General features: G+C 42.2%; 20 protein-coding genes. 6 read left to right on the top strand and 14 right to left on the bottom strand.

Annotated elements, in window-relative coordinates; genetic code table 11:
* Nucleotides 1–92: 92 nt before the first annotated feature.
* The 8 genes from ADH49_RS02005 to ADH49_RS01970 all read right to left on the bottom strand — a co-directional run bounded on the left by ADH49_RS02005 (nt 93) and on the right by ADH49_RS01970 (nt 11,108).
* Nucleotides 93–1,211 (bottom strand): glycerate kinase, encoded by a 1,119-nt coding sequence (locus ADH49_RS02005; RefSeq protein WP_048688746.1) that lies wholly within the window; start codon nt 1,209–1,211, stop codon nt 93–95.
* A gap of 92 nt (nt 1,212–1,303) precedes the next feature.
* Complete coding sequence (ezrA, locus tag ADH49_RS02000) at nt 1,304–3,028, bottom strand: septation ring formation regulator EzrA (protein ID WP_048688742.1); 1,725 nt, start codon at nt 3,026–3,028, stop codon at nt 1,304–1,306.
* Nucleotides 3,029–3,114: 86 nt separating this feature from the next.
* The gene (gene gyrB / locus ADH49_RS01995) at nt 3,115–5,064 is read right to left on the bottom strand and encodes a DNA topoisomerase (ATP-hydrolyzing) subunit B (protein ID WP_006595946.1); all 1,950 of its coding nucleotides are present in this window, start codon (nt 5,062–5,064) and stop codon (nt 3,115–3,117) included.
* Between the two features lie 12 nt (nt 5,065–5,076).
* The gene (locus ADH49_RS01990) at nt 5,077–5,640 is read right to left on the bottom strand and encodes an HAD-IA family hydrolase (RefSeq protein ID WP_048688737.1); all 564 of its coding nucleotides are present in this window, start codon (nt 5,638–5,640) and stop codon (nt 5,077–5,079) included.
* Between the two features lie 179 nt (nt 5,641–5,819).
* Nucleotides 5,820–6,377, bottom strand: a complete 558-nt coding sequence (locus ADH49_RS01985; protein WP_048688734.1) for a DJ-1 family glyoxalase III — start codon at nt 6,375–6,377, stop codon at nt 5,820–5,822.
* 1 nt (nt 6,378) lies between these two features.
* On the bottom strand, nt 6,379–7,623 hold the full coding sequence (locus ADH49_RS01980; protein WP_048688730.1) for an FtsW/RodA/SpoVE family cell cycle protein: 1,245 nt from the start codon (nt 7,621–7,623) through the stop codon (nt 6,379–6,381).
* A 16-nt stretch (nt 7,624–7,639) separates the two neighbouring features.
* A complete protein-coding gene (locus ADH49_RS01975; protein ID WP_048688727.1) occupies nt 7,640–8,647 on the bottom strand; it encodes a YeiH family protein in 1,008 nt (335 codons plus the stop codon).
* Between the two features lies 1 nt (nt 8,648).
* Nucleotides 8,649–11,108 carry a bifunctional DnaQ family exonuclease/ATP-dependent helicase gene (locus ADH49_RS01970; protein ID WP_048688724.1) on the bottom strand — a complete coding sequence of 820 codons (2,460 nt, stop codon included), beginning with the start codon at nt 11,106–11,108 and terminating at the stop codon, nt 8,649–8,651.
* Nucleotides 11,109–11,266: 158 nt separating this feature from the next.
* Between ADH49_RS01970 and ADH49_RS01965 the strand changes: the two genes are divergently transcribed.
* Entirely contained in the window at nt 11,267–11,908 is a 642-nt protein-coding gene (locus tag ADH49_RS01965; RefSeq protein WP_048688721.1) for an MBL fold metallo-hydrolase, read from the top strand.
* A gap of 38 nt (nt 11,909–11,946) precedes the next feature.
* Here ADH49_RS01965 and ftsX read toward each other — a convergent pair whose 3' ends face one another.
* The 3 genes from ftsX to prfB all read right to left on the bottom strand — a co-directional run bounded on the left by ftsX (nt 11,947) and on the right by prfB (nt 14,696).
* Complete coding sequence (ftsX, locus tag ADH49_RS01960; RefSeq protein ID WP_048688718.1) at nt 11,947–12,873, bottom strand: permease-like cell division protein FtsX; 927 nt, start codon at nt 12,871–12,873, stop codon at nt 11,947–11,949.
* Nucleotides 12,866–13,558 (bottom strand): cell division ATP-binding protein FtsE, encoded by a 693-nt coding sequence (gene ftsE / locus ADH49_RS01955; RefSeq protein WP_048688716.1) that lies wholly within the window; start codon nt 13,556–13,558, stop codon nt 12,866–12,868. The genes ftsX and ftsE overlap by 8 nt, the downstream gene beginning before the upstream one ends.
* 42 nt (nt 13,559–13,600) lie before the next feature.
* A protein-coding gene (gene prfB / locus ADH49_RS01950; RefSeq protein ID WP_129821903.1) for a peptide chain release factor 2 occupies nt 13,601–14,696 on the bottom strand; the annotation gives its coding sequence in 2 pieces (ribosomal slippage) (nt 13,601–14,623 and nt 14,625–14,696; 1,095 coding nt in all).
* A gap of 197 nt (nt 14,697–14,893) precedes the next feature.
* Here prfB and ADH49_RS01945 point away from each other — a divergent pair.
* Nucleotides 14,894–15,751: a metallophosphoesterase gene (locus tag ADH49_RS01945; RefSeq protein ID WP_048688711.1), complete on the top strand. Its 858-nt coding sequence runs from the start codon at nt 14,894–14,896 to the stop codon at nt 15,749–15,751.
* 56 nt (nt 15,752–15,807) lie between these two features.
* Here the strand turns inward: ADH49_RS01945 and ADH49_RS01940 are convergent, their stop codons facing one another.
* From ADH49_RS01940 to ADH49_RS01930, 3 genes are all read right to left on the bottom strand, one after another.
* Nucleotides 15,808–16,476, bottom strand: coding sequence for an MIP/aquaporin family protein (locus ADH49_RS01940; RefSeq protein ID WP_048688708.1), 669 nt, complete (start codon nt 16,474–16,476; stop codon nt 15,808–15,810).
* Between the two features lie 123 nt (nt 16,477–16,599).
* The gene (locus tag ADH49_RS01935) at nt 16,600–19,284 is read right to left on the bottom strand and encodes a cation-translocating P-type ATPase (RefSeq protein ID WP_048688704.1); all 2,685 of its coding nucleotides are present in this window, start codon (nt 19,282–19,284) and stop codon (nt 16,600–16,602) included.
* 193 nt (nt 19,285–19,477) lie between these two features.
* Complete coding sequence (locus ADH49_RS01930) at nt 19,478–19,861, bottom strand: DUF1934 domain-containing protein (protein ID WP_048688699.1); 384 nt, start codon at nt 19,859–19,861, stop codon at nt 19,478–19,480.
* A 110-nt stretch (nt 19,862–19,971) separates the two neighbouring features.
* Between ADH49_RS01930 and ADH49_RS01925 the strand changes: the two genes are divergently transcribed.
* The 4 genes from ADH49_RS01925 to ADH49_RS01910 are packed head-to-tail and all read left to right on the top strand — an operon-like array spanning nt 19,972 to nt 24,479.
* On the top strand, nt 19,972–21,282 hold the full coding sequence (locus ADH49_RS01925; RefSeq protein ID WP_048688696.1) for an HD domain-containing protein: 1,311 nt from the start codon (nt 19,972–19,974) through the stop codon (nt 21,280–21,282).
* Entirely contained in the window at nt 21,272–22,081 is an 810-nt protein-coding gene (yidA, locus tag ADH49_RS01920) for a sugar-phosphatase (protein ID WP_048688693.1), read from the top strand. The genes ADH49_RS01925 and yidA overlap by 11 nt, the downstream gene beginning before the upstream one ends.
* Nucleotides 22,081–23,295, top strand: a complete 1,215-nt coding sequence (locus ADH49_RS01915) for an aminoacyltransferase (RefSeq protein WP_048688690.1) — start codon at nt 22,081–22,083, stop codon at nt 23,293–23,295. Before yidA ends, ADH49_RS01915 begins: the two co-directional genes overlap by 1 nt.
* A gap of 8 nt (nt 23,296–23,303) precedes the next feature.
* Nucleotides 23,304–24,479, top strand: coding sequence for an aminoacyltransferase (locus ADH49_RS01910; RefSeq protein WP_048688688.1), 1,176 nt, complete (start codon nt 23,304–23,306; stop codon nt 24,477–24,479).
* The last annotated feature ends 159 nt before the right edge of the window (nt 24,480–24,638 follow it).

Below are 24,638 nucleotides of genomic sequence, written 5' to 3'. Positions count from 1 at the left end.
TAATTAGTCATGGAACTTTGAAAAAGTTCGCTGACGTCCGTACTCACCTAAGGAAAGTTTTTCTGAAGACTTTATCTTCAATTTGAAGCGGTTTAACCGCTTTTTTCTATGCTTAATAGATTTCCGATATTTCTAGCTGTAAAGAGAAGATTTTCCCTCACATCCTTCAGAAGTTGCTCTAAACTATCGGGATGTTTCGTAATAGAAAAGGCACCAACTATATTTTCAAATGGGAGACTTGGTAAATCATCTGCAAGACTACCACAAATGGCTATTACTGGGATTCCTTTTGGGGTTCGTCTCGCAACCCCTATCGGAGCTTTCCCGGATAGACTCTGATGGTCCAGTCGTCCTTCACCGACAATGACCAAGTCTGCATTGACTACTTTGGAGTTAAAGTCGATCAGATCTAAACAGCTATCAATCCCTGATACTAGCCTCGCTTGCGCGAAGGCACAAAGACCCGCAGCAAGACCTCCACCAGCACCCATCCCTGCTTGAGTCAAAATACTTGGACAATGCTTTTCGTAAAAGCTGTTAATAGCTTGATCCACTTGTTCAAACATATTGGGACTGAGCCCCTTTTGTTTTCCAAAAATAAAGGTCGCACCATCTAGTCCACATAAGGGATTGGATACATCTGCTAAGATCTGTATCTGGACATCATCTGGGATCTTGAACGCTTCCTCTTTACGGATGGAATCCCAATCTAAAAGACTTTGTCCACAGGCCTTTAATTCTCTTCCTTCTCGATCATAGAATTGGTAGCCTAGTCCTACTGCAAGTCCCAGGCCCCCATCATTGGTCGCTGTTCCTCCAACCCCGATATAAATCTCCTTTTTTCCCTGTTTGATTAAAAAACAAATCAGTTCACCAATTCCTCGGGTCTCTAGGTCAAGTGGACGGCGTTGATCAACTGGAATTTTTCCTAAACCGATCAAGTCTGCTACTTCAAAGAGAGCCAAAGAATCCTTCTCCATATACCGCATTTCTACTGACTCTCCAAATGGACCTGTGACAAGGGTAAAAGTTTCCTTCAATTCCAATGAGTAGCTGATGGCATCCACTGTCCCTTCCCCACCATCTCCAACAGGACAGGTGACCGGTTCTACATCAAGGAGTGACTGACGCAAGCCTTCTGCAATAATTTCCGCTACATCTTTCGCAGGTAAGCTTTCTTTGAATGAATCTGGAGCAATTAAAACTTTCATGGACTCATCTCCTTTTTTCTATCCTTCCCTTTCCCACCACAGCTTCATCTCCATAAAAAAACATCCAGGAATATTCTCCTGGATGTTTTGGATTAGAATCGGATGGATTCTCTTGTTTTTTCAAATGAGGTAACAAATCTCTCTGTTACTCCTGGTTCAACTGTTTCCAATGCTTCTGAAATGACTTTGAATGAAGCAGGATAGTCATACTCTTTTTCAAAGATGTACAAGGCTTCATCAAACGCTGCTTGGACATGATCGTCGAATGAACGATAGCGATTTGAGTATTGAAGCAACTGCTCTGTTAGAGTAGCATATTGTACTAATTTGTAGGTTTCTTCCTCTAACTCTGTCATATCGTTAGTCAAAATATCCAGGAGACGGTTGGCGTTTTCAATATTGACACGACGACCTTCTAACTCAGCCAAGAGAGCTTCTGTGTTATCACTTGCAGTGAAGAAGATAGTAAGGAAGGATTGAGGAATTCCAGGTAAGTTCCGCTTATCCATGTAACGCTTAATGGCATGTAAACGGTTGGCGTAGATATTTACCTTTTGACGAGCATTGGTGTCGTCTTTCTCAATCTTAGACAAGGTTTCGCTCAAAGCAATTTGATCATCTTCAATCTCTTTCAGACGCTCTTCAATCGCTTCTAACTCTTCTTGAAGGATAGAGTAGGCTTTTTGAGTTTCAGATGTATCCTTCAAGGCATCTTCTACAACGAGCTCTTGAGCTGTTAATTCAGCTTCTAACTCCTTCAAATGATTTTCCTTGAGTTCTTTGCTTTCAAATGTTTTGCTGAGACGTTCAACTTCTTCTGCTAAACGCTTGTTATTTTCCTTCGCATGGGCAAGGTAACCTGGTAAGGCTTTGACCAATTTTTCAACAACTTTGTGTGATTCAATTTCACGAGTGAAAATATCATACAAGGCGTTGATTTCTTCTTGAATCTGCTCATTTTCATAGAGCGCATTATCTAATTCAAGAGCAGCAACATTTTGTAGGTTGGCTTTCAAAGCTGCATGCAATTGTTGGAAACGTGCTTCCAAATCGGTCTCTGTAAAATGATAACCAGACTCCAATAGTTTGCGATGACCAGCTTCCAAATCTTCCAATTGATCAGGAAGAGTTGTTTGGACATCCTTCACAATTGCGGGAACTTTTTCAACAATATGCGTCAAGGCTACAATGTGGTTTTCAGCCGTATCCAAAATTTCTGCAGCTTCAACAGGGTCACCTGATGAATTCAAGGTTACAAATTTTGAAAACTCAACTTGAATATTTTCAGCTTGCTTCTCGATTTCGGGAAGCGCTGGGCCGTATGCGTCCGGATCAGAAGCTACTTGTTTTTGCAAGTTTTCAAACATATCCAAGGCATGAACAACCCGTCCACTATTCTTCTCTTCTTTTTCTTTTAATTCAGATAAAGCTTGACGGATGGCCTTGATGTCTTCATCAATCAATTGAACCTGACTCTCAATATTTCCAATCGCTTGCTTTGCTTTTAAGAAGCGGAAAGAATTGTTGTAGCCTTCTGCTTCAAAGAGGTTGTTCTCGATATCAGCAAAAGAATTGAGGGATAGGTCCACCCATTTTTGATTCCATTCACGAAATGCAACTTGACTTTGACCAATCAAATGCATATTCTTCACTTCTTCTACTTCATCATTTACCGGAAGGTTATACAACTGTTCTTTTCGTTCTTCCAGAGATGCCAGTAAGGCTTCGTTACGCTTTCTCAATAAGACTGCCACTACATATCCTAAAACCAAGAGGACCCCAATGACAATAATGAGAATAATTAGTCCACTAGACATATAAAAACTCCTTCATTAAATTACTTGAAAGTAATCGTAGTTATTATATCATAAATATTCGAATAATTGGCAAATATCGCAGAATTTTATACATCAAGTGTACTATATTCGGCATTTTCTTCGATAAATTCACGACGAGGTTCTACTCGATCCCCCATAAGCATATCAAAGATTTTATCTGCTTCTGCTGCATCATCAACTGTCACACGCGCCATGAGGCGATGTTCTGGGTTCATCGTTGTTTCCCAGAGCTGATGATCATCCATCTCACCCAAACCTTTGTATCGTTGAATCGTTGGTTTGGAACGACCTTCAGAATAGCGCTCCAAGGCTTCAGCCAATTCTGCTTCTTGGTTGGCTCCTGGTTGGATGTATTCTTTGATTTCACTACCGACTTTTACACCATAGATTGGTGGTTGGGCGATGTAAACATAGCCTGCCTCCAAAACTGGTTTCATATAGCGATAGATCAAGGTCAAGAGGAGGGTTCGAATATGAGCTCCATCGACATCGGCATCTGTCATGATGACTAATTTTTGATAACGGGCTTTTGATACATCAAATTCTGCACCAAAACCAGTTCCCATAGCTGTGAAAAGGCTACGAATTTCTTCGTTGGCTAAAATCTTATCCATGCTGGCTTTTTCCACGTTGAGGATTTTCCCCCGAATAGGGAGAATCGCCTGGAACTCGCGGTTTCGACCTGATTTAGCAGATCCTCCGGCAGAGTCTCCTTCGACGATGAAGAGTTCTGTCTCAGCTGGATTGTTAGATGAACAGTCTGCTAATTTACCAGGAAGGTTTGAGATTTCTAAACCAGATTTCTTACGGGTGACTTCACGGGCGCGCTTAGCAGCAACACGCGCTTTGGCAGCCAAAATTCCCTTTTCGACAATTTTCTTAGCAATCTGCGGATTTTCCAACAAGAAATCAGAGAAGGCATCGCTGAACAAGCGGTTGGTAATCTTCACCACTTCAGAGTTTCCAAGTTTGGTCTTGGTTTGTCCTTCAAACTGTGGATTTGGGTGTTTGACAGAAATCACTGCAGTCAACCCTTCCCGGACATCTTCCCCTGTTAGATTTTCTTCATTGTCCTTGAGAAGTTTATTCTTACGCGCATAGTCGTTGATAACACGGGTCAAAGCTGTACGGAAACCTTGTTCATGAGTTCCCCCTTCATGGGTATGGATGTTATTGGCAAAACTCATGACGGTTTCGTGATAACCAGTCGTATACTGCATGGCTACTTCAACCGTGATATCATCCAATTCTCCATCGGTATAAATCGGAGTTTCGAAGATGACATCCTTGTTTTCGTTGATGTATTCTACATAACTAGCAATCCCACCCTCATAGTGGTAATCTTTCGTTTGCTCCTGCCCTTCACGCTTGTCCGTGATCGAGATCCGTAAGCCACGGTTCAAGAAGGCTAATTCTTGAATCCGTTTGTTCAACTTGTCAAAATCAAAGACGGTTGTTTCTGTGAAAATCTCTGGGTCTGGAGTAAAGTGAACAGTTGTACCAGTTCGATCAGTTTCACCGATCACTTCAAGATCTGCAACGACTTGCCCACGTTTGTATTCTTGGTAATGAATTTGACCATTCTTATGGACGTGCACATCCAACTGAGTCGACAAAGCATTTACGACGGATGATCCAACTCCATGGAGTCCACCAGAAACCTTGTAACCACCACCGCCAAATTTTCCTCCCGCATGGAGAACGGTAAAGACAGTCTCAACCGCTGGACGGCCCGTTTTTTCTTGAATGTCAACCGGAATACCCCGTCCATCATCGACGACTGTAATCGAATTGTCCGCTTCGATAAAGACTTCGATATGGCTAGCAAAGCCTGCAAGGGCCTCATCGATTGAGTTATCGACGATTTCCCAGACCAAATGGTGAAGACCTTCTTTAGAAGTGGATCCGATATACATCCCCGGACGCATCCGAACTGCTTCTAAACCTTCTAAAACCTGAATTTGACTGGCATCATATTCTTGACCAGTCGTTTCTTGCTTCAATTCTTCTGTCATTCTTTCCCTTTTCTAATTAAAAATATAGGCACTTAATTGATCCATTGAGTCGAACAAATAGGTCGCCATGCCAGCTCTCTGACCAGCTTCGATATCGATTGGGCGATCTCCAATCACCAAGCCAGACTCAATCGCATACTTGTCTTTTAGATACAACATGGACGTAGGATCTGGTTTACGTGGAAAACCATCATCAGCAGTCACAACTTCTGTAAAGTAATGACGAATCCCTGTTTTTTCTAAGATGGTCTCTACATGATGGTCACGGTGAGAAACCAAAAAATGACGGGCTCCGATTGCTGTTAGACGATGCAATAACTCCTCAGTCCCCTCGAATAAGCAGGGGATTTCAAGAGCTTCTTTCTCTCGCTGTTTATACTCTCCCAAAAAGTCTGGAAGGTCTGAGGCAAACTGCTGAACAGCATAATCCGTGGAAACCTTTAAAGCTGCATAAACGGAATCATGATCAGCCTCCCTTTGGAAATACTGTAAGGTCGCTACAAAAGCTTTTGTAGAGGTCTCATAATTGTCCAATAAAGTCCCACCAAGATCCCATATAAAATCATGATAATCCATAGCTTCAATTATACCATAATTTTCAAAAAATTGCTTGTAAAGTCAATGTTTTCACGGTTTTTTTACAGTCATCCCCCACCTGTTTTACTTTCATTCAAAAAGCATTTATATTTTGACAAAACTAGCCTATAAAAAAATGAAGATAGGAATTTTCCTACCTTCATTTTTCTTCTCAACAACTATGGGGCCGATGTCCCAAAAACATCTTGATAGAGCATCCCTTCTCTCAATGCTGTGGCATCTCCACCAAAATGGTTGACCAGGGCATAGGAAAAAGCAAGTGCTGTTGCAGGACCCCGACTGGTCAAAATGTGACCATCCTGGACCACTGCTTCTTTCACATAATGCTCTGTTCCAATTTCTTTTTCAAAGCCATCATAGCAGGTATAGCGTTTTTCATCAAGTAGTCCAGCCCGATCCAAGACAATCGGAGCTGCACAAATAGCTGCTAGAGTTTTTCCTCGTTCATGGGCTTCTTTTAAAGACTGGATTAAGCCCTCATGGTCGCGTAGATTTGCTGCTCCCGGCATCCCTCCTGGAAGGACAATGCCATCAAAATGATCCAACGAACCGGACCAGACCTCATCTACCTTCACTGTGATCCCATGGGAACCTGTCACTTCTGGATCAAATCCAACCATCAAACACTCGATTGCTGCTCTTCGCAAGACATCGACAACGGTCAAGGCTTCGATTTCCTCGAAACCATTTGCTAACATCACTGCTACTTTTGTCATATCAAATTATTCCTTTCTCGTGTAGTCGACTCAATTGTTTCTGTCTCAATAGTCGACTTTCTTTTTTCCGTTCTTCACTCACCCTATTTTGATGGCTCATGGATAATAATAAGCCAATCCCAATAAGGTTACTCACAATAGCGGATCCTCCTTGTGAGATAAAAGGCAAGGGAATTCCAGTGAGAGGCAAGATCCCCGTCACCGCCCCAATGTTCTCAAATATGTGGAAGACCAGCATCATGATGAAACCAGTTGAGATATAGGTGTAAAATTGATTATTGGATTTCAGGGTAATTCGCAACATCTTATAGACTAAAAACATGTATAAGAGAAGGAGACCCAATCCTCCTACAAATCCAAAATCTTCCGCGATGACCGTAAAAATCATATCACTCTCCCTGACAGGGATCAATAGATTGGACACATTAAATCCTTGGCCCAATAGGCCACCGCTGGCAATGGCCAGCTGTCCCTGAGCCTGTTGGAAGGTCATGGTTTGTGCATAATCAAAAGGATTCAACCAGGCTAAAATGCGGTTCATCTGATAGGTGGGCATCCCCAGAGTTTGATGGAGAAAGGCTCGCCCACCGTCGGATAGAAAGACAGCCAAAAAGAGAGCAATTCCACCTGCGAGGGTCAAAAAGACTGGTAAAATGATTTTCCAAGAGACCCCTGAAATAAGGACTACTCCTGAGAAGATAGCCATAAATACCAAGGAGGTTCCAAAATCATGTTGAAAGGCTAGAAGCCCTAGGACCGGTATGGTATAGGCAGCAATTTGGAGAATGAGAAAAAAGTCTTTTTTTAGCGTCCGATCTTCTTCCCTATTGTTTCGTAAAAAATGAACAATCGCACGAGAGACCATCAAGATATAAGAAATTTTCATAAATTCTGATGGCTGAAAGAGGCTGATCCCCTTGTAGGCCACCCAGTTTTTAGAACCGGTCGAAGCAACCAGGTTTGGGTTGTAAAAATAAAGGGGCAAGACCATTAAGACCAAGCCAAAGACATACAAGTAAGGCGTTACTTTCCATAAAAATTCTGTATTAAAGAGCATAACGACAAAACTAATCATACATCCTAAAACAATCCAGGCAACCTGTTGGCCTAAAATAGACCAAACCAAGTCAGGATAATCATTCGATACTGCAATGTAGACTGCCACCACTCCAAATGCCAATAATAACAAAACAGTGGTGATCAAGGAGAAATCTCCTCTAAGTTTGAAAGACTGACGTCTCTTCATTTCATCTCCCTTTCATTCAGATTCCTAAAACGTGTTGAAGTAGCAAACTAGAAATGGACACAGCTAGCCAGGCCACAAGGCCGATGAGAAGAGGAGCCACCCCCTGCTTACGGAAGGCCTGAATAGACACTTGACTTCCAATGCCAACCAAGGCCATAGCCATCAAATATTGTGACAACCATTTACAGAAGGGAATCAAAGAACTTGGAAACCAGCCAAAGGATGTCACTAAAGAAGCCAAAAGGAAGTAGAAAATAAACCAAGGAACAATTTTACTCAATTTCACTGGCTTGCCTTCTCGATCCTGTTTCGACCGTCCTAGAAGTTTTAGTCCCAACATCCCAAAACAGATAGGAATTATCATCAAAGCTCGGGTCAACTTCACAACCGTAGCCACTTCACCCGCTGCTTTACTATAGGAAAATGCGGCCGCTACAACAGATGAGGTATCATTAATGGCCGTTCCTGCCCAAAAACCAAATTGCCGATCCGTCATAGCAAGGAGGTGACCAAAGAAAGGAAAAAGGAAAACCGCTAGGATATTAAAGAAAAAGATGGTCGACATGGACAGAGCAATGTCATTTTCATCAGCTTCTAGAACAGGAGAGGCTGCCGCGATTGCAGAACCTCCACAAATAGCTGTCCCCATTCCAACCAAGGCTGTTAAGATCTTCGGAGCTTTTAAGAGGTAGCCCATTGCAAAAGCAGAGAAAAAGGCAATACTGATGGTCGGTAGACTAATGACCAAAGAAGATAGTCCCAATTGGGTCACCTTTTGAAAAGACATGGTAAAGCCCATCAAGATAATGGAATATTGCAAGAGTTTTTTCCCTGAATAGGCTAGTCCCGGCCTGCTATTTTGAGGCAAGAGTTGACTAGCATTCAAGAGAATCCCACATAGGATAGCAAAGAGACTAGAGCCAAGGATAGGTACTGCTTTTCCTAACACCATAGATAGTCCTGCTGTGAGAGCGGCTAGCAAGACACCGGGAACATACTGAGTTCCATTGGGTTTTTGATTCATGTTAACTCCTAAATTGTTCAACAACTTCTTTTACTTCTCCTGTCTTAGCAATGACAAGAGGAGCTATTTTCTCTAAACTAGCTTGAATCTGCGAACCATATTGACGATTTAATAAGCGTTGATCTAATAAAATGACCAGAGATTCTTGCTCGCTCGAACGACTCGAGCGTCCAAGAGCCTGCTTCAAGCGTAAGATAGCTAGTGGCAAACTATAATCATAGAAAGGATTTTTCCCTTCTAGACGCAAGGTTTCATGCAGCTTTTGCACGAATAAATCACTTGGATTATCGAAAGGAATGCGAGGAATGACTTGAATGATTTTTGCTTGCTGGGCAAAATCGACCCCTTCCCAAAAACTACCGGATCCTAAAAGGACGGAAGCTTCCCCTCTATCAAATCGGCGTTTAATAGTTGCTGCTTCACCATTCTTATACTGTGCCAGATGACCCACTGTCATCAGCTGAGAAGTTGCTAAAAGCAAGTCCTTGGAAGTGAACAAGGCAAAGAGAGGCAAGCCAGTAGCTGCTAGATCATCCAAATAACTTGCTAAAGAGCCAGCTAATTCCTCTTGCGTCAAATTGGTCAAATCAGGAAATTCTCGATCGATGAAGATGGTTTGCCCTTGATGATAGGACAGTTCTTTCCCAATGAATTGGTAATTCTCAATTCCTAAAATCGAGGCTAGATTGACCTTTTTACTAATGGATAAGGTAGCTGAGACCAAGAGAAGTCTGGTAGTTGTTGGAATAAAGTCTTGAAGCGAAACCAAGCCCTCTCTTCCAGACTGTAGGCGAATCATCGGATGCTGATCCTCTTGTGTGCGATCAATCCAAAAAATTTGGAAACGAGGATCAAAGACCGTTTTTATTGCAGCCAAGATTGGATTATCCAGCTCAGATAAATCCTGGCGAATCTTTTTCACCTGTTCAGCATCTAGTTCGACCTTTTTGCTCCCCGATTCAAGATGCTTGAGTAGAGCATTCAATTCAAATTGGAGACTTTCAAGGATCCGTCGTTCCAGCAAGGATTTTTCTATTTCTATCTCCCGTTGCAGATCTAGCATGAAATCTGATAAGGATAAGGAAGCCCTTGAAAACTGCTCCAATGAAAAATAAAGTTTCTGTGCTTCATCCACCACTAGAGTCCGATTTTCTACTAGAGAAGGATCATCCTCTAATCGAGTCAATAAATAGGCATGATTGGTGAGCAAGACCCGACTCATTTTGGCTTTTTCTTGACCGAGACGCCAAAAATCTTCTGTGTAAAATAAAGATTTTTTTGATAGTTTCCCATCATGACGGATTCGTTGAACAAAATTCCCGTAACGATGGAGCTGTCCCACTTCGTTTAGATCACCCGTCCTTGTTTGGGTCAACCAGACTAGCAATTGCATTTTGAACCGATTCCATAGACGATTTTCCTCTGGTTCATGCAAGATTCGAAAGAACTCATCCAGTTTTAAATAATTTTGAGGACTCTTTAGGCTATGAAAAGAAGTCTGAAAAACGTCCTCAATTGTCTTGGCCTCCTGCTGCATAATCTGGTCTTGTAAGACCTTGGTTGGAACACTGACGACAATCTGGTCCCTTGTATGCGCTAGTAAGGGAAGGAGGTAGCCATAGGTTTTTCCAATCCCAGTAGGTCCCTCGATAAAGGTTGCTACTTCTCTCGAAGACTGAAGACTTTCTTCAATTGACTGGGCAAACTCTTGCTGCAAGGGACGGGGTTCCATGCCCATTAACTGGATATTAATAGCAAACTGATCAGAAAAATTCTTGGCATCTCTTTTGATCAGAGGCTTACGAAGAAAAATCCCATGGTGAGATGTCAAGTCCTCTTTATGAAAAGCTCCCGCATCCTCGAATGCATCCTCTATCAAGAGTCTCGACTCGTAAATCAGATTATCAGAAAATGATAGCAAGGTTTCCACCAATTCCCTTGGTAAGGAGGCAATCGTTTCACGAAGCTTAAGAAATAGCTGGGCGGTTGCTTGCGCATCAGAAATAGCTGAGTGAGCATGGTCTAGAGGAATCGCCAATTCTTCACACAGGCTACTTAAATTATATCTTTCTAGGGTTGGGAAAAAGACTTGGGCCAATTCAACCGTATCGATCCGGGGGGTTATGAGCTCAAAGCCTTCCCAAAACAATGATTCTGCCAAGAGATTGGCATCAAATTTGACATTATGAGCCACAAAGACAGCATCTTCAATCAGTTCGTATACTTGTCTGGCTACCTGTGAAAAGTCAGGGGCCTTCCTGAGTTGCTGATTGGTAATCCCAGTCAGTTGGCGAATATGTTCGTCTAGTTCCTCATGCGGGTTGACGTCTGTCTCATAGGTCTCTACAATCTGCCCATCTTGAATGATGACAATCCCGATTTGAATAATTTTTGCATTGCTGCTTGCACTGGTCGCTTCCAGGTCCACGACAGCATATTTTCTTTTAACATTCGTCGTCATAGCACTTAAAATTATATCATTTTCCGACTCGCTTTGCTTGGTATTTTATGACATTGAAAGGACCAAATCCAGCCAAGCGACGATTCTTCGGTTTCTAGAGGCGTTTTAGTCAGCTATTTTACAATATTTTTGATAGACTAATAGAGAAAGGAGCTCTTATGAAAATCCACCGCATTGTCAATCCCATCGCTTATGAAAACACCTACTTGCTTGAAAACGAGGACTATCTTCTGGTTGTTGATCCCGGGAGTGCCTGGGAACAAATTCGCAGCCGCATCGATCAACTCGCAAAACCAATTGCTGCTATTCTCCTCACCCATACCCACTACGACCATATCATGAGTTTAGAGAAGGTGCGGGAAACTTATGGCCATCCACCTGTTTATGTAGATGCTCATGAAGCAGCCTGGCTTCAAAGTCCTGTGGACAATCTTTCTGGTTTAGACCGCCATTCTGATTTAATGGATGTGGTCTGCCAGCCAGCCGAAGAGCATTTTGAATACCGAACAGATTATCATTTGAAGAACTTCCATTTGTATGTTCTTCACACACCAGGACATTCCATCGGAGGGGTCTCCTTGGTCTTTCCTGATGACCACCTTGTCTTGACAGGAGATGCCCTTTTCCGAGAAACTATTGGACGGACCGATTTGCCAACAGGAAGCGGTCCCCAACTCCTTGAAAGTATTGAGACACAATTGCTCACTCTTCCATCCTCTTATGCAGTATACCCAGGACATGGGAATGATACCACTATCGGTCATGAAAAAATGTTTAATCCCTTCTTTCGAAATCGATAAAAAAGGAAGTTCATCTGAACTTCCTTTTTTGTATAATCTTAAATCTTCAAGAAACGTCTCATTGAAATAGATGAGCCAAGTGCTCCAATTAAAATACCGAGACCAAACAGTCCTCCGACCATAATCGGAACAAGAAGGTTTGGACTATATAAGAACAATTTCTGATCTTGTAGGGTATTGTACATAGACTTGTAGACAATATTATAGACATAATAAAGCAAGAGAGCTGGTGGAATTGCACCAATCAAGCCAATCCAGGCACCTTCCAGAAGAAACGGCGCACGAATATAGCCACTTTTAGCCCCTACCAGACGCATAATCTTGATTTCTCGACTTCGTGAAATAATGGTAATCCGAATCGTATTAGAAATCAAGAAGACTGCGATAAAGATTAGTAAAGCGGCACCAATCAAGCCCCAAATACGGATGAAGTTCCCTAGAGCAAAGAGACGTTGAGTATCAACTCCCCCGTCTTTTACTTCAGATACCCCTTCAATTTTCTTAGCGGCTTTAGAAACTTCTTTCACATACTTAGGAGCCGTTGTCTCTACAAAATAAGCATCATAGAGTGGATTGGCATCCCCGTCAAAAATTTTCCAGTTGTTACCGGCAGTCTTGATCAAGTTTTCATATTGTTCTTCCTTGCTGGAGAACTCAACCTTATCAACATTCTTTATGGCTGTCAACGCATTATAGACTTTCTTGTAGTCTTCATTGTCAACCATCTGGCCTTCTTTTTCGATCTGCTGGCTTTGATCTTGGATATCCTTCCGCATATAGACAACAATCCGTACACTATTTTGAATATCATCTGATAGCTTGATCGTATTCGCAATAACTGAGGCAAAAATCGCTACAAGTCCAAGTGTAATCATCACCGAACTAACCGCAGCAATGGTCATCCAGCCATTCCGTTTTAAACTTTTAAATGATTCAATGAGATGGCGGAAAAATCTTCTAATCATCGTATCCGTACTCTCCTTCCGCTTCATCCCGTACAACACGGCCATTTTCAATGGCGATAACACGGTGACGAAGTGTATTTACAATTTGGCTATTATGAGTCGCCATCAAAACAGTGGTACCTTGCAAATTAATTCGCTCTAAGAGATTCATAATTTCCCAAGAGTTATCTGGGTCCAAGTTCCCTGTTGGTTCGTCCGCAATCAATACTTTAGGATTGTTAACGATGGCACGCGCGATAGCGATCCGTTGTTGCTCACCACCTGAAAGCTCATTTGGGAATGAACGAACCTTGTGTTTCAAACCAACAAGATCCAAAACTTCCATAACGCGTTTTTTAATGTTTCTACGACGCTCTCCAATTACTTCCATTGCGTAGGCAATATTTTCATAAACAGTCTTTTTAGGAAGCAATTTGTAGTCTTGGAAGACTACTCCAACGTTCCGACGCAACATCGGAATATCGCGTTTTTTGATTTTATCTAAATCAAAACCAGCAACTTTCAATCTACCTTTATCATGCTTCACCTCACGGTAAAGTAAGCGAATAAAGGTTGATTTACCTGCACCAGAAGGTCCTACAATATAGGCAAATTCTCCTGGTTCAATATGAACGGTCACTCCTCGAAGAGCTGTCGTTCCGTTGTCATACTTTTTGACAACATCTTTCATTTCAATTATTGACATGTATTGAAAATTCCTTTCCACATTTTATATAGAAGGAGGACTTTAATTGAGACGCCATTTTAGATAGGCATCAATAAAGCCATCAATATCTCCGTCCATTACCTTATCAACTTGGGCTACTTCGTAACTCGTACGATGATCCTTCACCATGGTATAGGGTGTAAAGACGTAGGAGCGAATCTGACTTCCCCAGGTAATTTCTTTTTTATCACCCTTCAAGGAATCCACTTCGGCTGCCTTTTTCTCTTGCTCCAATTGATAAAGTTTTGCCTGCAACATTTTCATTGCACGGTCACGGTTTCCGTACTGAGTCCGGTCAACCGTCGAAGCAACTACAATCCCTGTTGGGATGTGAGTCAAACGAACACCTGTAGAAACCTTGTTGACGTTTTGTCCACCAGCTCCACCCGAACGGAAGGTATCCATCTTGATATCATCATCTCGGACTTCCACTTCAATGGTATCATCCAATTCTGGCATCACTTCAACTGACGTGAAGGATGTATGGCGACGTTTAGCTGAGTCGAATGGCGAGATCCGTACCAAACGATGAACTCCCATTTCAGATTTCAACAAGCCGTAAGCATGCGGTCCTTCGAAAGACAGCGTAACAGATTTAATCCCAGCCTCGTCTCCCGCCTGGTAGTCCAAGACTTCCACCTTGAAACCATGAGCATTTCCGAAGCGGGTATACATCCGAAGAAGCATATCTCCCCAGTCCTGAGCCTCAGTACCACCAGATCCCGGATGGATTTCCAAGATTGCATTATTATTATCATAGGGTTCTGATAAGAGAAGCGTCATCTCATAACTGGTCATCATCTTATCCAACTCTGTCAACTTCTCTTCTAGCTCTTCGTGAACGGATTCATCTTCTGAGAGAAACTCAAGAAGGATTTCGGATTCATCAAACAAGTCTGTCATTTGATGGAAATTCTCATAGGTTTGTTTCAACTCATTTAATTCCTGGGACGTTTTTTGTGCTGCAATATTATCATCCCAAAAATCAGGTTCTGTCATTTTGTTTTCCAAAATGGCAATTTCTTCTTCCAGACCCTCTAAGTCAAAGAGACCCCCTGAAAGAAGCTAATTTTTCACGATTCGCGTCAATTTTCTGACGGATTTCTGAAATATCCATAAGTACCTCTTTCTAAGTATCAGTCTATTATACCACAAACCCCATCATTTGCACATAGTAAGAGATAGTAGGAATCATTTGTCCACCAAAAATCGCATAAAACCAAGCTGTTGTCACCTTCTTTGTTACATAATTGTTAGATTTGTTACATGTTGGTTAACTTTCTTTTTCTTATCAACTTATGATACACTAGTGATATGACACGTATTGGTTTTATGAGTGACCTGCACCTGGATTCCAATCAGTTTGGCGAGACCGAACGCATGCAACTCCATCAGGTCCTACAAGAAGAACAAATTGATCACCTTCATCTAGCTGGCGACATTTCCAATGACTTTAAACAGATAAGCCTTCCCTTCATTCAGGACCTCCAAAGACAGCTTCCTGTCTCCTTTAACCTGGGCAATCACGATATGCTATTTCTTTCAGAAGAAGAAATCAAGCAGTATGATTTTCAGGTCCAGACCTTTGGGGACAGCCATTTAGTATCTCTTGCTGGATGGTACGATTATAGCTTTGTCCCTGAAAAGAGTAAGGAAGCCCACTTGCGTACCAAGAATACTTTCTGGTTTGATCGAAGATTGGAACGTCCTTTAGATGATCCAAGGATCACGCAAGAAGTTCTCTTCCGATTAGATCAGCTCCTCGCTTCTTTAGATGGTAGAATCATCGTCGCTCTTCACTTTGTCCCCCACAAGGACTTTCTCGTTAGCCACCCCTACTTTCAGAAATTTAATGCCTTCTTAGGTAGTCAAGCTTTTCACGATCACTTTGTAAAGCACGAGGTAGCGGATGTCGTCTTCGGACACTTGCATCATCGCCATCCTTCCAGAGCCATCGATAACATCCATTATCACATGCGACCTCTTGGCTATATTCGCGAATGGCAACTGACAGAAGAGTTTTTCAAGGCCTATCCACAGTACAAGATCCCTCACATGTATCGTCTTCATAAACGCTACAACGCTGTGAAAAATTTACCTGAATTTCATCAATACAAAAGACAGCAGTTAGCAAGCGAATTTCGTCAGGCTTTAACCATCCTTGACTGCTAAAAAGAAAAAGATTTCGACCCCATAGGGAATCGAAATCTTTTTTTCGTTAAAATAGCTTAAGCTTCAGTTTCAAGGAGATTCTTTGCAACAAGCGCTGCCAAGACACCACCAACGATTGGAGCAAGGATAAAGATCCAAATTTGTTGGAGGGCTGCACCACCTACAAAGAGTGCAGGAGCCAAGCTACGAGCTGGGTTAACAGAAAGACCTGTAATGTTCAAACCAACAAGAATGATCAAGGTCAAGCTCAAACCGATCACAAGACCAGCGATTTTCCCGTTTCCTTTAGAAGCTGATGTCACTGTCATGATGACCAAGATAAAGATAAAGGACGCAATCACTTCAAACAAGAAACCGCCAAATGGAGTCACTCCTTTAGCCAAGGCATTTTCACCAAGACTAGCGGTTGCCATACCGGAATTGGACAAAAGGAAGAAGACAGAAGCAGTTGCAAGGAAAGCTCCTACTACTTGCGCTACAATGTAGTTGACTAAGTCTTTTGAAGACAAGCGTTTGTTGACAAACATAGCAATAGAAACAGCAGGATTCAAGTGAGCACCAGAAACAGTCCCAATAGAGTATGCAGCTGCGACAATTGACAAACCAAATGCCAAGGCAATTCCTAAATGCCCAAGACCTTCAGTCCCATTTCCAAAAACAACCGCGCCAGTCCCGATAAAGACAAGCATAAATGTGCCGATTACTTCAGCAAAAAACTTTTTCATAATATAAATTTCCTTTCTTCAAACTGTTGTCTAGTTTATCAAAAATCCAGTCTGGGCTCAAGAAATATGCCCAGACATCTCTGCACACAAAAAAGCCATCCGAAGATGACTTTTGATATGCGTTTAAATAGCGTTTTTATCTTTTCCAAGTGCTCGTTGGATTGCTTTGACAATCTCAACAAGGACTACAATCATAAGCGCTCCTACAGCGACCACCATCCATTGAGTCAAACTCAAATGTGACACGTGGAAGAGATTATTAAATCCAGGAACCAAAATTGTCACCACAAAGAGAACAAAGGCAACTGGGATAGACCAGTTAAAGGTCTTGTTGGTAAAGAGTCCCACTTTAAAGATCGATTGGTAAACCGACTTAACGTTAAAGGCATGGAGCAATTGGATCAAACCGAGAGTTGCAAAAGCCATGGTAAGGGCATCCGCATGGATTTCAGTATGACTTTGGTGCTCTGGGAAGAGAAGAGCCCAACCATAAACACCTAAAACTAGCATCGTTTGGAAGATCCCTTGATAAATGATAGCTCCGAAGACACCGCCATCAAAGAAGTTAGACTTACGGCCACGAGGCTTGTGGGTCATGACACCTGGTTCAGCTGGTTCCACACCAAGGGCGATGGCTGGTAGCGTATCTGTTACCAGGTTAATCCATAGCAAATGCACTGGTTGAAGCACATCCCAACCTAACAATGTTGCAAAGAAGATGGTGAAAACTTCAGCCATATTGGCAGACAAGAGGTATTGGATTGATTTTTGGATATTGGAGAAGACCTTACGTCCTTCTTCTACCGCTACGATAATGGTTGCAAAGTTATCATCAGCAAGGACCATATCAGAAGCTCCCTTAGAAACTTCTGTACCTGTAATCCCCATACCGATACCGATGTCAGCTGTCTTAAGTGAAGGCGCATCGTTAACCCCGTCACCTGTCATAGCAACAACCTTACCTTCTTTTTGCCATGCTTTCACGATACGAACCTTGTGCTCAGGTGATACACGAGCGTAAACAGAGTATTGCTTGAAGACCTTTTGGAATTCTTCATCAGAGAGTTCATTCAACTCAGCTCCTGTAAAGACGTGGTCTTCTGTATCATTTGGATCGATGATTCCAAGACGTTTGGCAATGGCTTCAGCTGTATCTTGGTGGTCACCAGTGATCATAATCGGACGGATACCTGCTTCTTTAGCGACACGTACAGCTTCTGCAGCTTCTGGACGCTCAGGGTCAATCATGCCGACCAAACCAGAGAAGATGAGGTCAGACTCAACGATTTCAGATTCCAAGGTTGGGATTTCGTTGCTTGTCTTATAAGCCATCATCAAGACACGAAGGGCTTGTTTGGCCAAGTCTTTGTTGGTTGCAAGAATAGCTTTCTTGTCTTCTTCTGTGATGGAACGAACTTCCCCATTAACTTCAATACGCGTCACACGTTTGAGCAATTGGTCAGGCGCACCCTTAACAGCGATAAAGTAAGAACCGTCCGCTTCCTTATGGATGGTTGACATAAGCTTACGGTCTGAATCAAATGGCAATTCAGCCACACGTGGCTCATCCTTCAAGGCTTCACGGACATCAAAGTTGTGGTCCAAACCAAACTGAACAAGAGCTGTCTCAGTTGGGTCCCCAATCAATTTACCAGATGGGTCCACCTTGGTATCGTTGGCAAAGTTCATGATGCGAAGAGTATTGTTGTTTGCAGCAATCTCAGCTGCAGAGCTTTGCAATTGACCATTGGTATAAACTTTTTCAACCGTCATTTGGTTCATGGTCAAAGTACCTGTTTTATCAGATGCGATGATTTCTGTTGAACCAAGCGTTTCAACCGCTGGCAATTTGCGGACAATCGAATTACGTTTGGCAAGGGTTGTTGTTCCCAAAGAGAGAACGATGGTTACAATGGCAGGAAGACCTTCTGGAATCGCCGCAACCGCAAGGGCTACCGCAACCATCAAGCCTTCTAATGGATGTTCACCACGAACGAATACACCAACCAAGAAAGTGATAATCGCAATCACAACGATTAAGTAAGTCAAGGCTTTAGATAATTGTTCCAAGCTTTGCTTCAATGGTGTTTCTGTCTCATCGGCATTAGCCAACATATCCGCAATCTTACCAACTTCAGTATACATACCAGTGTTAGTCACGACGCCAATACCACGACCGTAAGTTACGTTTGAGTTTTGGTAACCCATATTGACACGATCACCGATACCAGCATCTGCTTCAACAAGTCCTGTCACATCTTTTTCAACTGGGACAGATTCCCCTGTAAGGGCTGCTTCTTCGATTTTAAGAGAAGCTGCTTCAAACAAGCGCATATCAGCTGGAACGACATCTCCTGCTTCAAGTAAGACGATGTCCCCAGGTACTAGTTCTTTCGAGTCAATCTCAATGACATGACCATCACGACGAACACGGGCCATGGGGCTAGACATATTTTTCAGAGCTTCAATGGCTGCTTCTGCTTGCCCTTCTTGGTAAACCCCAAAGGCAGCATTCAAGACAACAACGGCCAAGATGATAATAGCATCCGTTAGACCGTCCATTCCTTCTGTAATCACAGAAAGTGCTGCTGCCGCAAGCAAGATGATAATCATCAAATCCTTAAATTGATCAAGGAATTTAGCTAGTAGGCTACGTTTCTCACCCTCTTCCAACTCATTACGACCATAAGTCGCTAAGCGTTCTTGAGCTTGAGCAGTTGACAAACCTTCGATCGATGAGTCCAAGTTCTTTAGGACTTCTTCTGAGGTTTGTGTGTAAAACAAGTCTTTATTTTGTTCTTTTGACAAAACAGTCTCCTCCTTTTTGGCCTCTTTTTACAAAAAAAGAGACCTGTTTTTAAAAAAAACAAGTCTCGCTGTTTAATATAGTGCCGGAAATAATTCGTAATGACGACACTATCGCGGTTAACCGCCAGCTACTCCCTTGAGTGGTTTCATTATACCACAACTCATGAAAAAATCAAGAAAAACTACTGATAAACTAGTCTTCCCATGTTAATTCTAAGCGATAGGTCGCAAACTGTTGACTTTCATCCGCCGTCAATAACTGATAGGACAAACCAAGCTTATTTTGCTCCAATGTATATTCCTTGGTATCAATCACAAATTGCTGCATACCTAGGGGAGTCGGAATGAGCGCATGGCCTTTCTCTGAAGCCATAAATTTCATGATAGATTTTGGTGTTGAGAAGCGAGTCATGGTCAATTCTTGATCATGAAATTTCAAAGCTATTTTTTCTCCTTCTTCGTTGACGTAAAGCAGATAGTGATAGCCACCCTTTTCCTTCCATTCCCCTTCGTAATATTGATCCATCACTTCGAGTTGATCATCAAATTGAATCTGATTTTGTATTCTAATTTTCAAAAGTTCCCATCCTTTCCCTCTTTCCTTTATTTTACCAAAAACTTCTTTCTTTTTCCTATTGCAACCATCTCTCGATACCAATTTAGGCCGTTTTCTGCTATAATAGAGGCATGAATGAAAAAGTATTTCGGGATCCCGTGCACAACTATATCCACGTGGATCACCCAGTCATTTACAAGCTCATTAATACAAAAGAATTTCAACGACTACGTCGCATCAAACAGTTGGGAACCTCTGGGTTTACCTTTCATGGGGGCGAGCATAGTCGTTTTTCGCACTGTCTAGGAGCCTACGAAATTGCTCGTCGTATCTTATCTATCTTTGATGAGAAATACACCGACCAATGGGACTCGAGTGAATCCCTCCTTACCATGGTTGCCGCCTTGCTCCATGACATTGGACATGGGGCCTATTCACATACCTTTGAAGGACTATTTGATACAGATCATGAAAAAATGACCCAGGAAATCATTACCTGTCCTGAAACGGAAATCTACCAGATTTTAATTCAAGTAGCTCCAGATTTCCCTCAAAAGGTAGCCAGTGTTATCGACCACACCTACCCTAATAAACAAGTGGTGCAGTTAATTTCTAGTCAGATTGATGTCGATCGCATGGATTACCTTCTTCGAGACGCCTACTTTACTGGAGCTTCCTACGGAAACTTTGATTTAACTCGTATATTGCGTGTTATTCGTCCAGTAGAAAATGGGATTGCCTTTCAGGTCAATGGGATGCATGCGGTTGAAGATTATGTTGTTTCTCGTTACCAAATGTATATGCAGGTCTACTTTCACCCAGCCACTAGAGCAATGGAAGTCCTATTGCAAAACCTACTCAAGCGAGCACGTCATCTCTATGCTACGCACAAGGAGTTCTTTCACGCGACTTCACCTCGCTTGATTCCATTCTTTGAACACCAAGTGAACCTTGCCGATTACTTGGCTTTGGACGACGGCGTCATGAATACCTATTTTCAATCTTGGATGGAGAGTCCTGATTCTGTTCTCTCTGATTTGGCCCAGCGTTTTATCAATCGCAAGGTTTTCAAATCCATTCTCTTTCAAGATAAGGATGAAAAACAATTAGCTGCTCTCAAACAACTGATTCAAGAGGTTGGTTTTGATCCGATCTATTATACAGCTATCCATCGAAACTTTGACCTTCCTTACGACGTTTACCGACCAGATTCAGAAAAACCTCGTACTCAAATTGAGATCATCCAAAAGGATGGTAAATTAGCTGAGCTATCCTTACTCTCTCCTATCGTTGCTTCCTTAGCTGGTAGTAGACAAGGGGATAACCGCTTCTATTTCCCGAAAGAAATGTTGCTTGAAAATAGCTTGTTTACACCTCAACTACAATTATTCCAGTCCTATATTATTAACGATACCTTCACAGGAGAGAAACATGAACATTAAACTTGTTGCCTTGGATATCGATGGAACCCTTTTAACGTCTGACAGCCAAGTAACCCCCGAAGTTTTCCAGGCTATCCAAGATGCCAAAGCTCAAGGGGTTCATGTTGTCTTAGCAACTGGTCGTCCTCGTTCTGGTGTCCTTCGATTGTTGGAGGAACTTCATTTGGATCAAGCAGGTGACCTCGTCATCACCTTCAATGGGGGACTGATTCAAGACGCCCACACTGGTGAAACTCTCTATGAAGAACACCTCTCCTACAACGATTATTTGGATATTGAAGCGCTAGCTCGTAAGTTGGCTGTTCCTATGCACGCTAGTACCAAGTCTGGCATTTATACAGCTAATCGTAACATTGGTACCTATACCGTCCATGAAGCCAAATTGGTCCACTCGGATCTTTTCTATCGGACTCCTGAAGAAATGGAGCACCATACGGTTCTCAAGTGTATGTATGTCGATGAACCAGACATCTTAGAAACGGTCCTCTCCGCTATTCCGGATAATTTTTACGATCGATTTACGATTGTGTGTTCCGCACCTTTTTACCTTGAGATATTGCCCAAGACAGTAAATAAAGGTCAAGCCCTCTTACAATTAGCGTCCAAGTTAAACCTAAGTCCAGACCAAGTAATGGCAGTCGGAGATCAAGAAAACGACCAGGCTATGCTAGAGGTTGCTGGTCTCCCTGTAGCAATGGACAATGCCAGTCCTGAATTAAAAAAGATCGCTAAAGTCGTCACGCGCTCCAACGATGAGTCGGGTGTCGCTTACGCCCTTAGAAAGTGGGTACTCCATTAATGTATAGTTATAAAATCGGTATTACAGCCGAAGAACATGATGAATTCGTTAAAAATAGCCCCCAGACCAATTTGCTTCAAAGCTCAGATTGGGCAAATATCAAAGATAACTGGGGCAATGAACGCCTTGGGATTTACCAAGATCAAAAACTAGTTGCAGTTGCAAGTATTTTAATCCAACCACTCCCACTTGGTTTTACTATGCTCTATATCCCACGTGGACCTATAATGGATTACCAAAATAGCCAATTAGTGTCCTTTATGCTCCAATCCATCAAAACATATGCTAAAAGTAAGCGAGCTGTTTTCGCCAAATTTGATCCCTCTCTTTTCCTTAGAAAAGGGTTAATTGGCCAAGAGGCAAAGGATCAAGAGGCTACTTTAGCGATTATCCAATCTTTAAAAGAATGTGGAGTGGAATGGATTGGTCGGACGGAAGACATGGGAGAAACCATTCAACCACGTTTCCAGGCCAATATCTACAAGGAATACTTCACAGAGGACCAACTGTCTAAATCCACCAAGCAAGCCATTCGAACCGCCCGAAATAAAGGAGTCGAAGTTATCTTTGGAGGCACAGAACTCTTAGATGAATTTGCAGCTCTGATGAAAAAAACAGAGGCTCGTAAAGGTATCCATCTTCGTGGAAAGGACTATTATGAGAAACTGCTAACAACCTATGCAGGACAATCTTACATCACTCTATCAAGAATTAACTTGGCTCAACGCCTTGCTTCACTCAAAGAGCAACTTGAAAAAAATCAAGCAGAAGCTAGTCGTTTTAACGAAAAAACAAAACCAGGCAAGATTGACAACAACCGTCAAGAAAAAGAACGTTTGGAAGAAGAAATCCAATTTCTCCATCAAGAGCTAAAAGGCGGCCAAGAAATCGTTTCTCTTTCTGGAACCTTGACTCTTGAATTTGGAGGCACTTCAGAGAATGTCTATGCAGGGATGGATGAGAACTTCCGCCGTTATCAACCAGCCATTTTGACCTGGTATGAAACAGCCCAGCATGCCTTTGACCGTGGAGCTGATTGGCAAAATATGGGAGGAGTTGAGAACCATTTAGATGGAGGACTCTACCACTTCAAGTCAAAATTTAATCCAATGATCGAAGAATTTGTTGGCGAATTCAACCTCCCAACAAGTATTCTTTATCCCCTTGTTAACAAGGCCTATCAATTACGAAAAAAACTAAGAAATAAACAGTAAGGTGACCTATGACATTCAATATTATTAGTAGGGAAGAATTTTACCAACACTCTCTCACTACTTCCAATCACTCTTTTTTACAGAGTATTGAAATGGCTGATTTGCTTCATAAAAGAGGCGCAACTATTCATTATATTGGATGGGAAGAGCAAGGAACATTAGCTATCTCTGCCATTTTATACAGCCTACCTATGACGGGAGGCCTGCATTACGAAATCAATAGCGGGCCAATCGTTACGGATACTCGCTACCTACCAGATTTTTACAAAGCAGTACAGACTTATGTAAAAGAAAATGGTGGTATCGAATTCATTTTAAAACCCTATGACCACTATCAAGTTTTCGATAGCAATGGCAATCCGACTGAAGAAGAGCAAAAACAGCTTCTCCAATCATTACTGGATCTTGGCTATCAATTTGATGGCTTACAAGTTGGCTATCCTGGAGGAGAGCCTGTTTGGCATTATCTGAAGGACCTCACCGATTTTGATGCCAAATCTCTCCTAAAATCCTTCAACAAGAACTGTAGCCGGAATATTACGACTGCCCTCAACTATGATATTTCCATTCGAAATATTAGGAGAGAGGAAATCCCTCAGTTTAAACAAATTATTGAGGAAACTGGAAAACGTCAAGGCTTTGAAGACAAGAGCCTGGACTACTACTACGATCTCTATGATACCTTTGGAGACAAGGCAGAATTTCTCATTGCTGAAATCAATACAGCTGATGCACTCGCTTATTTAGACCAGAAGATTTCCTTGCTCAATCCTTCATCCAAGCAATATGAGCAACAACTGCAAAAATTAGAGAAACAAAAGACAATTGTCCGGGAAACCTTGGCTGACGAAACAGTTGAAACAGTGCCCTTGGCCTGTGCCCTGATCATCTATAATCCATCAGAAGTGACCTATTTGTTTGGCGGTTCGTATACCAAATATCAGAAATTCTCTGCAGCCTTCTTGATTCAATACCATGCCATGAAGCGTGCATTAGAAAAAGGAATCACCTTATACAATTTCCTTGGTATTCAAGGGGTCTTCGACGGCTCAGACGGCGTTCTTCGTTTCAAACAGAACTTCAATGGCTACATCGTCCGTAAGATGGGAACCTTCCGATATTACCCAAATCCTCTGAAATTCAAAGCCTTGTCCTTGATCAAACGAATCTTAGGACGCTCATAAAAAACAAAGAGGCTGGGACAAAAGTCCTAGCCTCTCAATCGTCTTTGGATTGTCGAGCAAGACGCAGTGGTTGAGTGGGCTATATACGCTGATTTCATCAGCTTTTACAGCCCTACTCAACTGTGCGGAGGTGGGACAACGAAATCGAATTCTAACGAA

The sequence above is a fragment of the Streptococcus sp. 400_SSPC genome, assembly GCF_001072745.1.
Classification (GTDB): Bacteria; Bacillota; Bacilli; order Lactobacillales; family Streptococcaceae; genus Streptococcus; species Streptococcus xiaochunlingii.
The sequence above is the reverse complement of the archived record's forward strand: the minus strand, read 5'-3'. Positions and strand labels throughout refer to the sequence as shown.

What these genes read in the sequence shown, in the direction of transcription:
- yidA (WP_048688693.1), top strand. Translation starts at nt 21,272, where the DNA reads ATGAACATTAAACTTGTTGCCTTGGATATCGATGGAACCCTTTTAACG.
- ADH49_RS02005 (WP_048688746.1), bottom strand. Translation starts at nt 1,211, where the DNA reads ATGAAAGTTTTAATTGCTCCAGATTCATTCAAAGAAAGCTTACCTGCG.
- ADH49_RS01980 (WP_048688730.1), bottom strand. Translation starts at nt 7,623, where the DNA reads ATGAAGAGACGTCAGTCTTTCAAACTTAGAGGAGATTTCTCCTTGATC.
- ADH49_RS01970 (WP_048688724.1), bottom strand. Translation starts at nt 11,108, where the DNA reads ATGACGACGAATGTTAAAAGAAAATATGCTGTCGTGGACCTGGAAGCG.
- ADH49_RS01945 (WP_048688711.1), top strand. Translation starts at nt 14,894, where the DNA reads ATGACACGTATTGGTTTTATGAGTGACCTGCACCTGGATTCCAATCAG.
- ezrA (WP_048688742.1), bottom strand. Translation starts at nt 3,028, where the DNA reads ATGTCTAGTGGACTAATTATTCTCATTATTGTCATTGGGGTCCTCTTG.
- gyrB (WP_006595946.1), bottom strand. Translation starts at nt 5,064, where the DNA reads ATGACAGAAGAATTGAAGCAAGAAACGACTGGTCAAGAATATGATGCC.
- ADH49_RS01965 (WP_048688721.1), top strand. Translation starts at nt 11,267, where the DNA reads ATGAAAATCCACCGCATTGTCAATCCCATCGCTTATGAAAACACCTAC.
- ftsX (WP_048688718.1), bottom strand. Translation starts at nt 12,873, where the DNA reads ATGATTAGAAGATTTTTCCGCCATCTCATTGAATCATTTAAAAGTTTA.
- ADH49_RS01990 (WP_048688737.1), bottom strand. Translation starts at nt 5,640, where the DNA reads ATGGATTATCATGATTTTATATGGGATCTTGGTGGGACTTTATTGGAC.
- ADH49_RS01915 (WP_048688690.1), top strand. Translation starts at nt 22,081, where the DNA reads ATGTATAGTTATAAAATCGGTATTACAGCCGAAGAACATGATGAATTC.
- ADH49_RS01975 (WP_048688727.1), bottom strand. Translation starts at nt 8,647, where the DNA reads ATGAATCAAAAACCCAATGGAACTCAGTATGTTCCCGGTGTCTTGCTA.
- ADH49_RS01910 (WP_048688688.1), top strand. Translation starts at nt 23,304, where the DNA reads ATGACATTCAATATTATTAGTAGGGAAGAATTTTACCAACACTCTCTC.
- ftsE (WP_048688716.1), bottom strand. Translation starts at nt 13,558, where the DNA reads ATGTCAATAATTGAAATGAAAGATGTTGTCAAAAAGTATGACAACGGA.
- ADH49_RS01925 (WP_048688696.1), top strand. Translation starts at nt 19,972, where the DNA reads ATGAATGAAAAAGTATTTCGGGATCCCGTGCACAACTATATCCACGTG.
- ADH49_RS01940 (WP_048688708.1), bottom strand. Translation starts at nt 16,476, where the DNA reads ATGAAAAAGTTTTTTGCTGAAGTAATCGGCACATTTATGCTTGTCTTT.
- ADH49_RS01985 (WP_048688734.1), bottom strand. Translation starts at nt 6,377, where the DNA reads ATGACAAAAGTAGCAGTGATGTTAGCAAATGGTTTCGAGGAAATCGAA.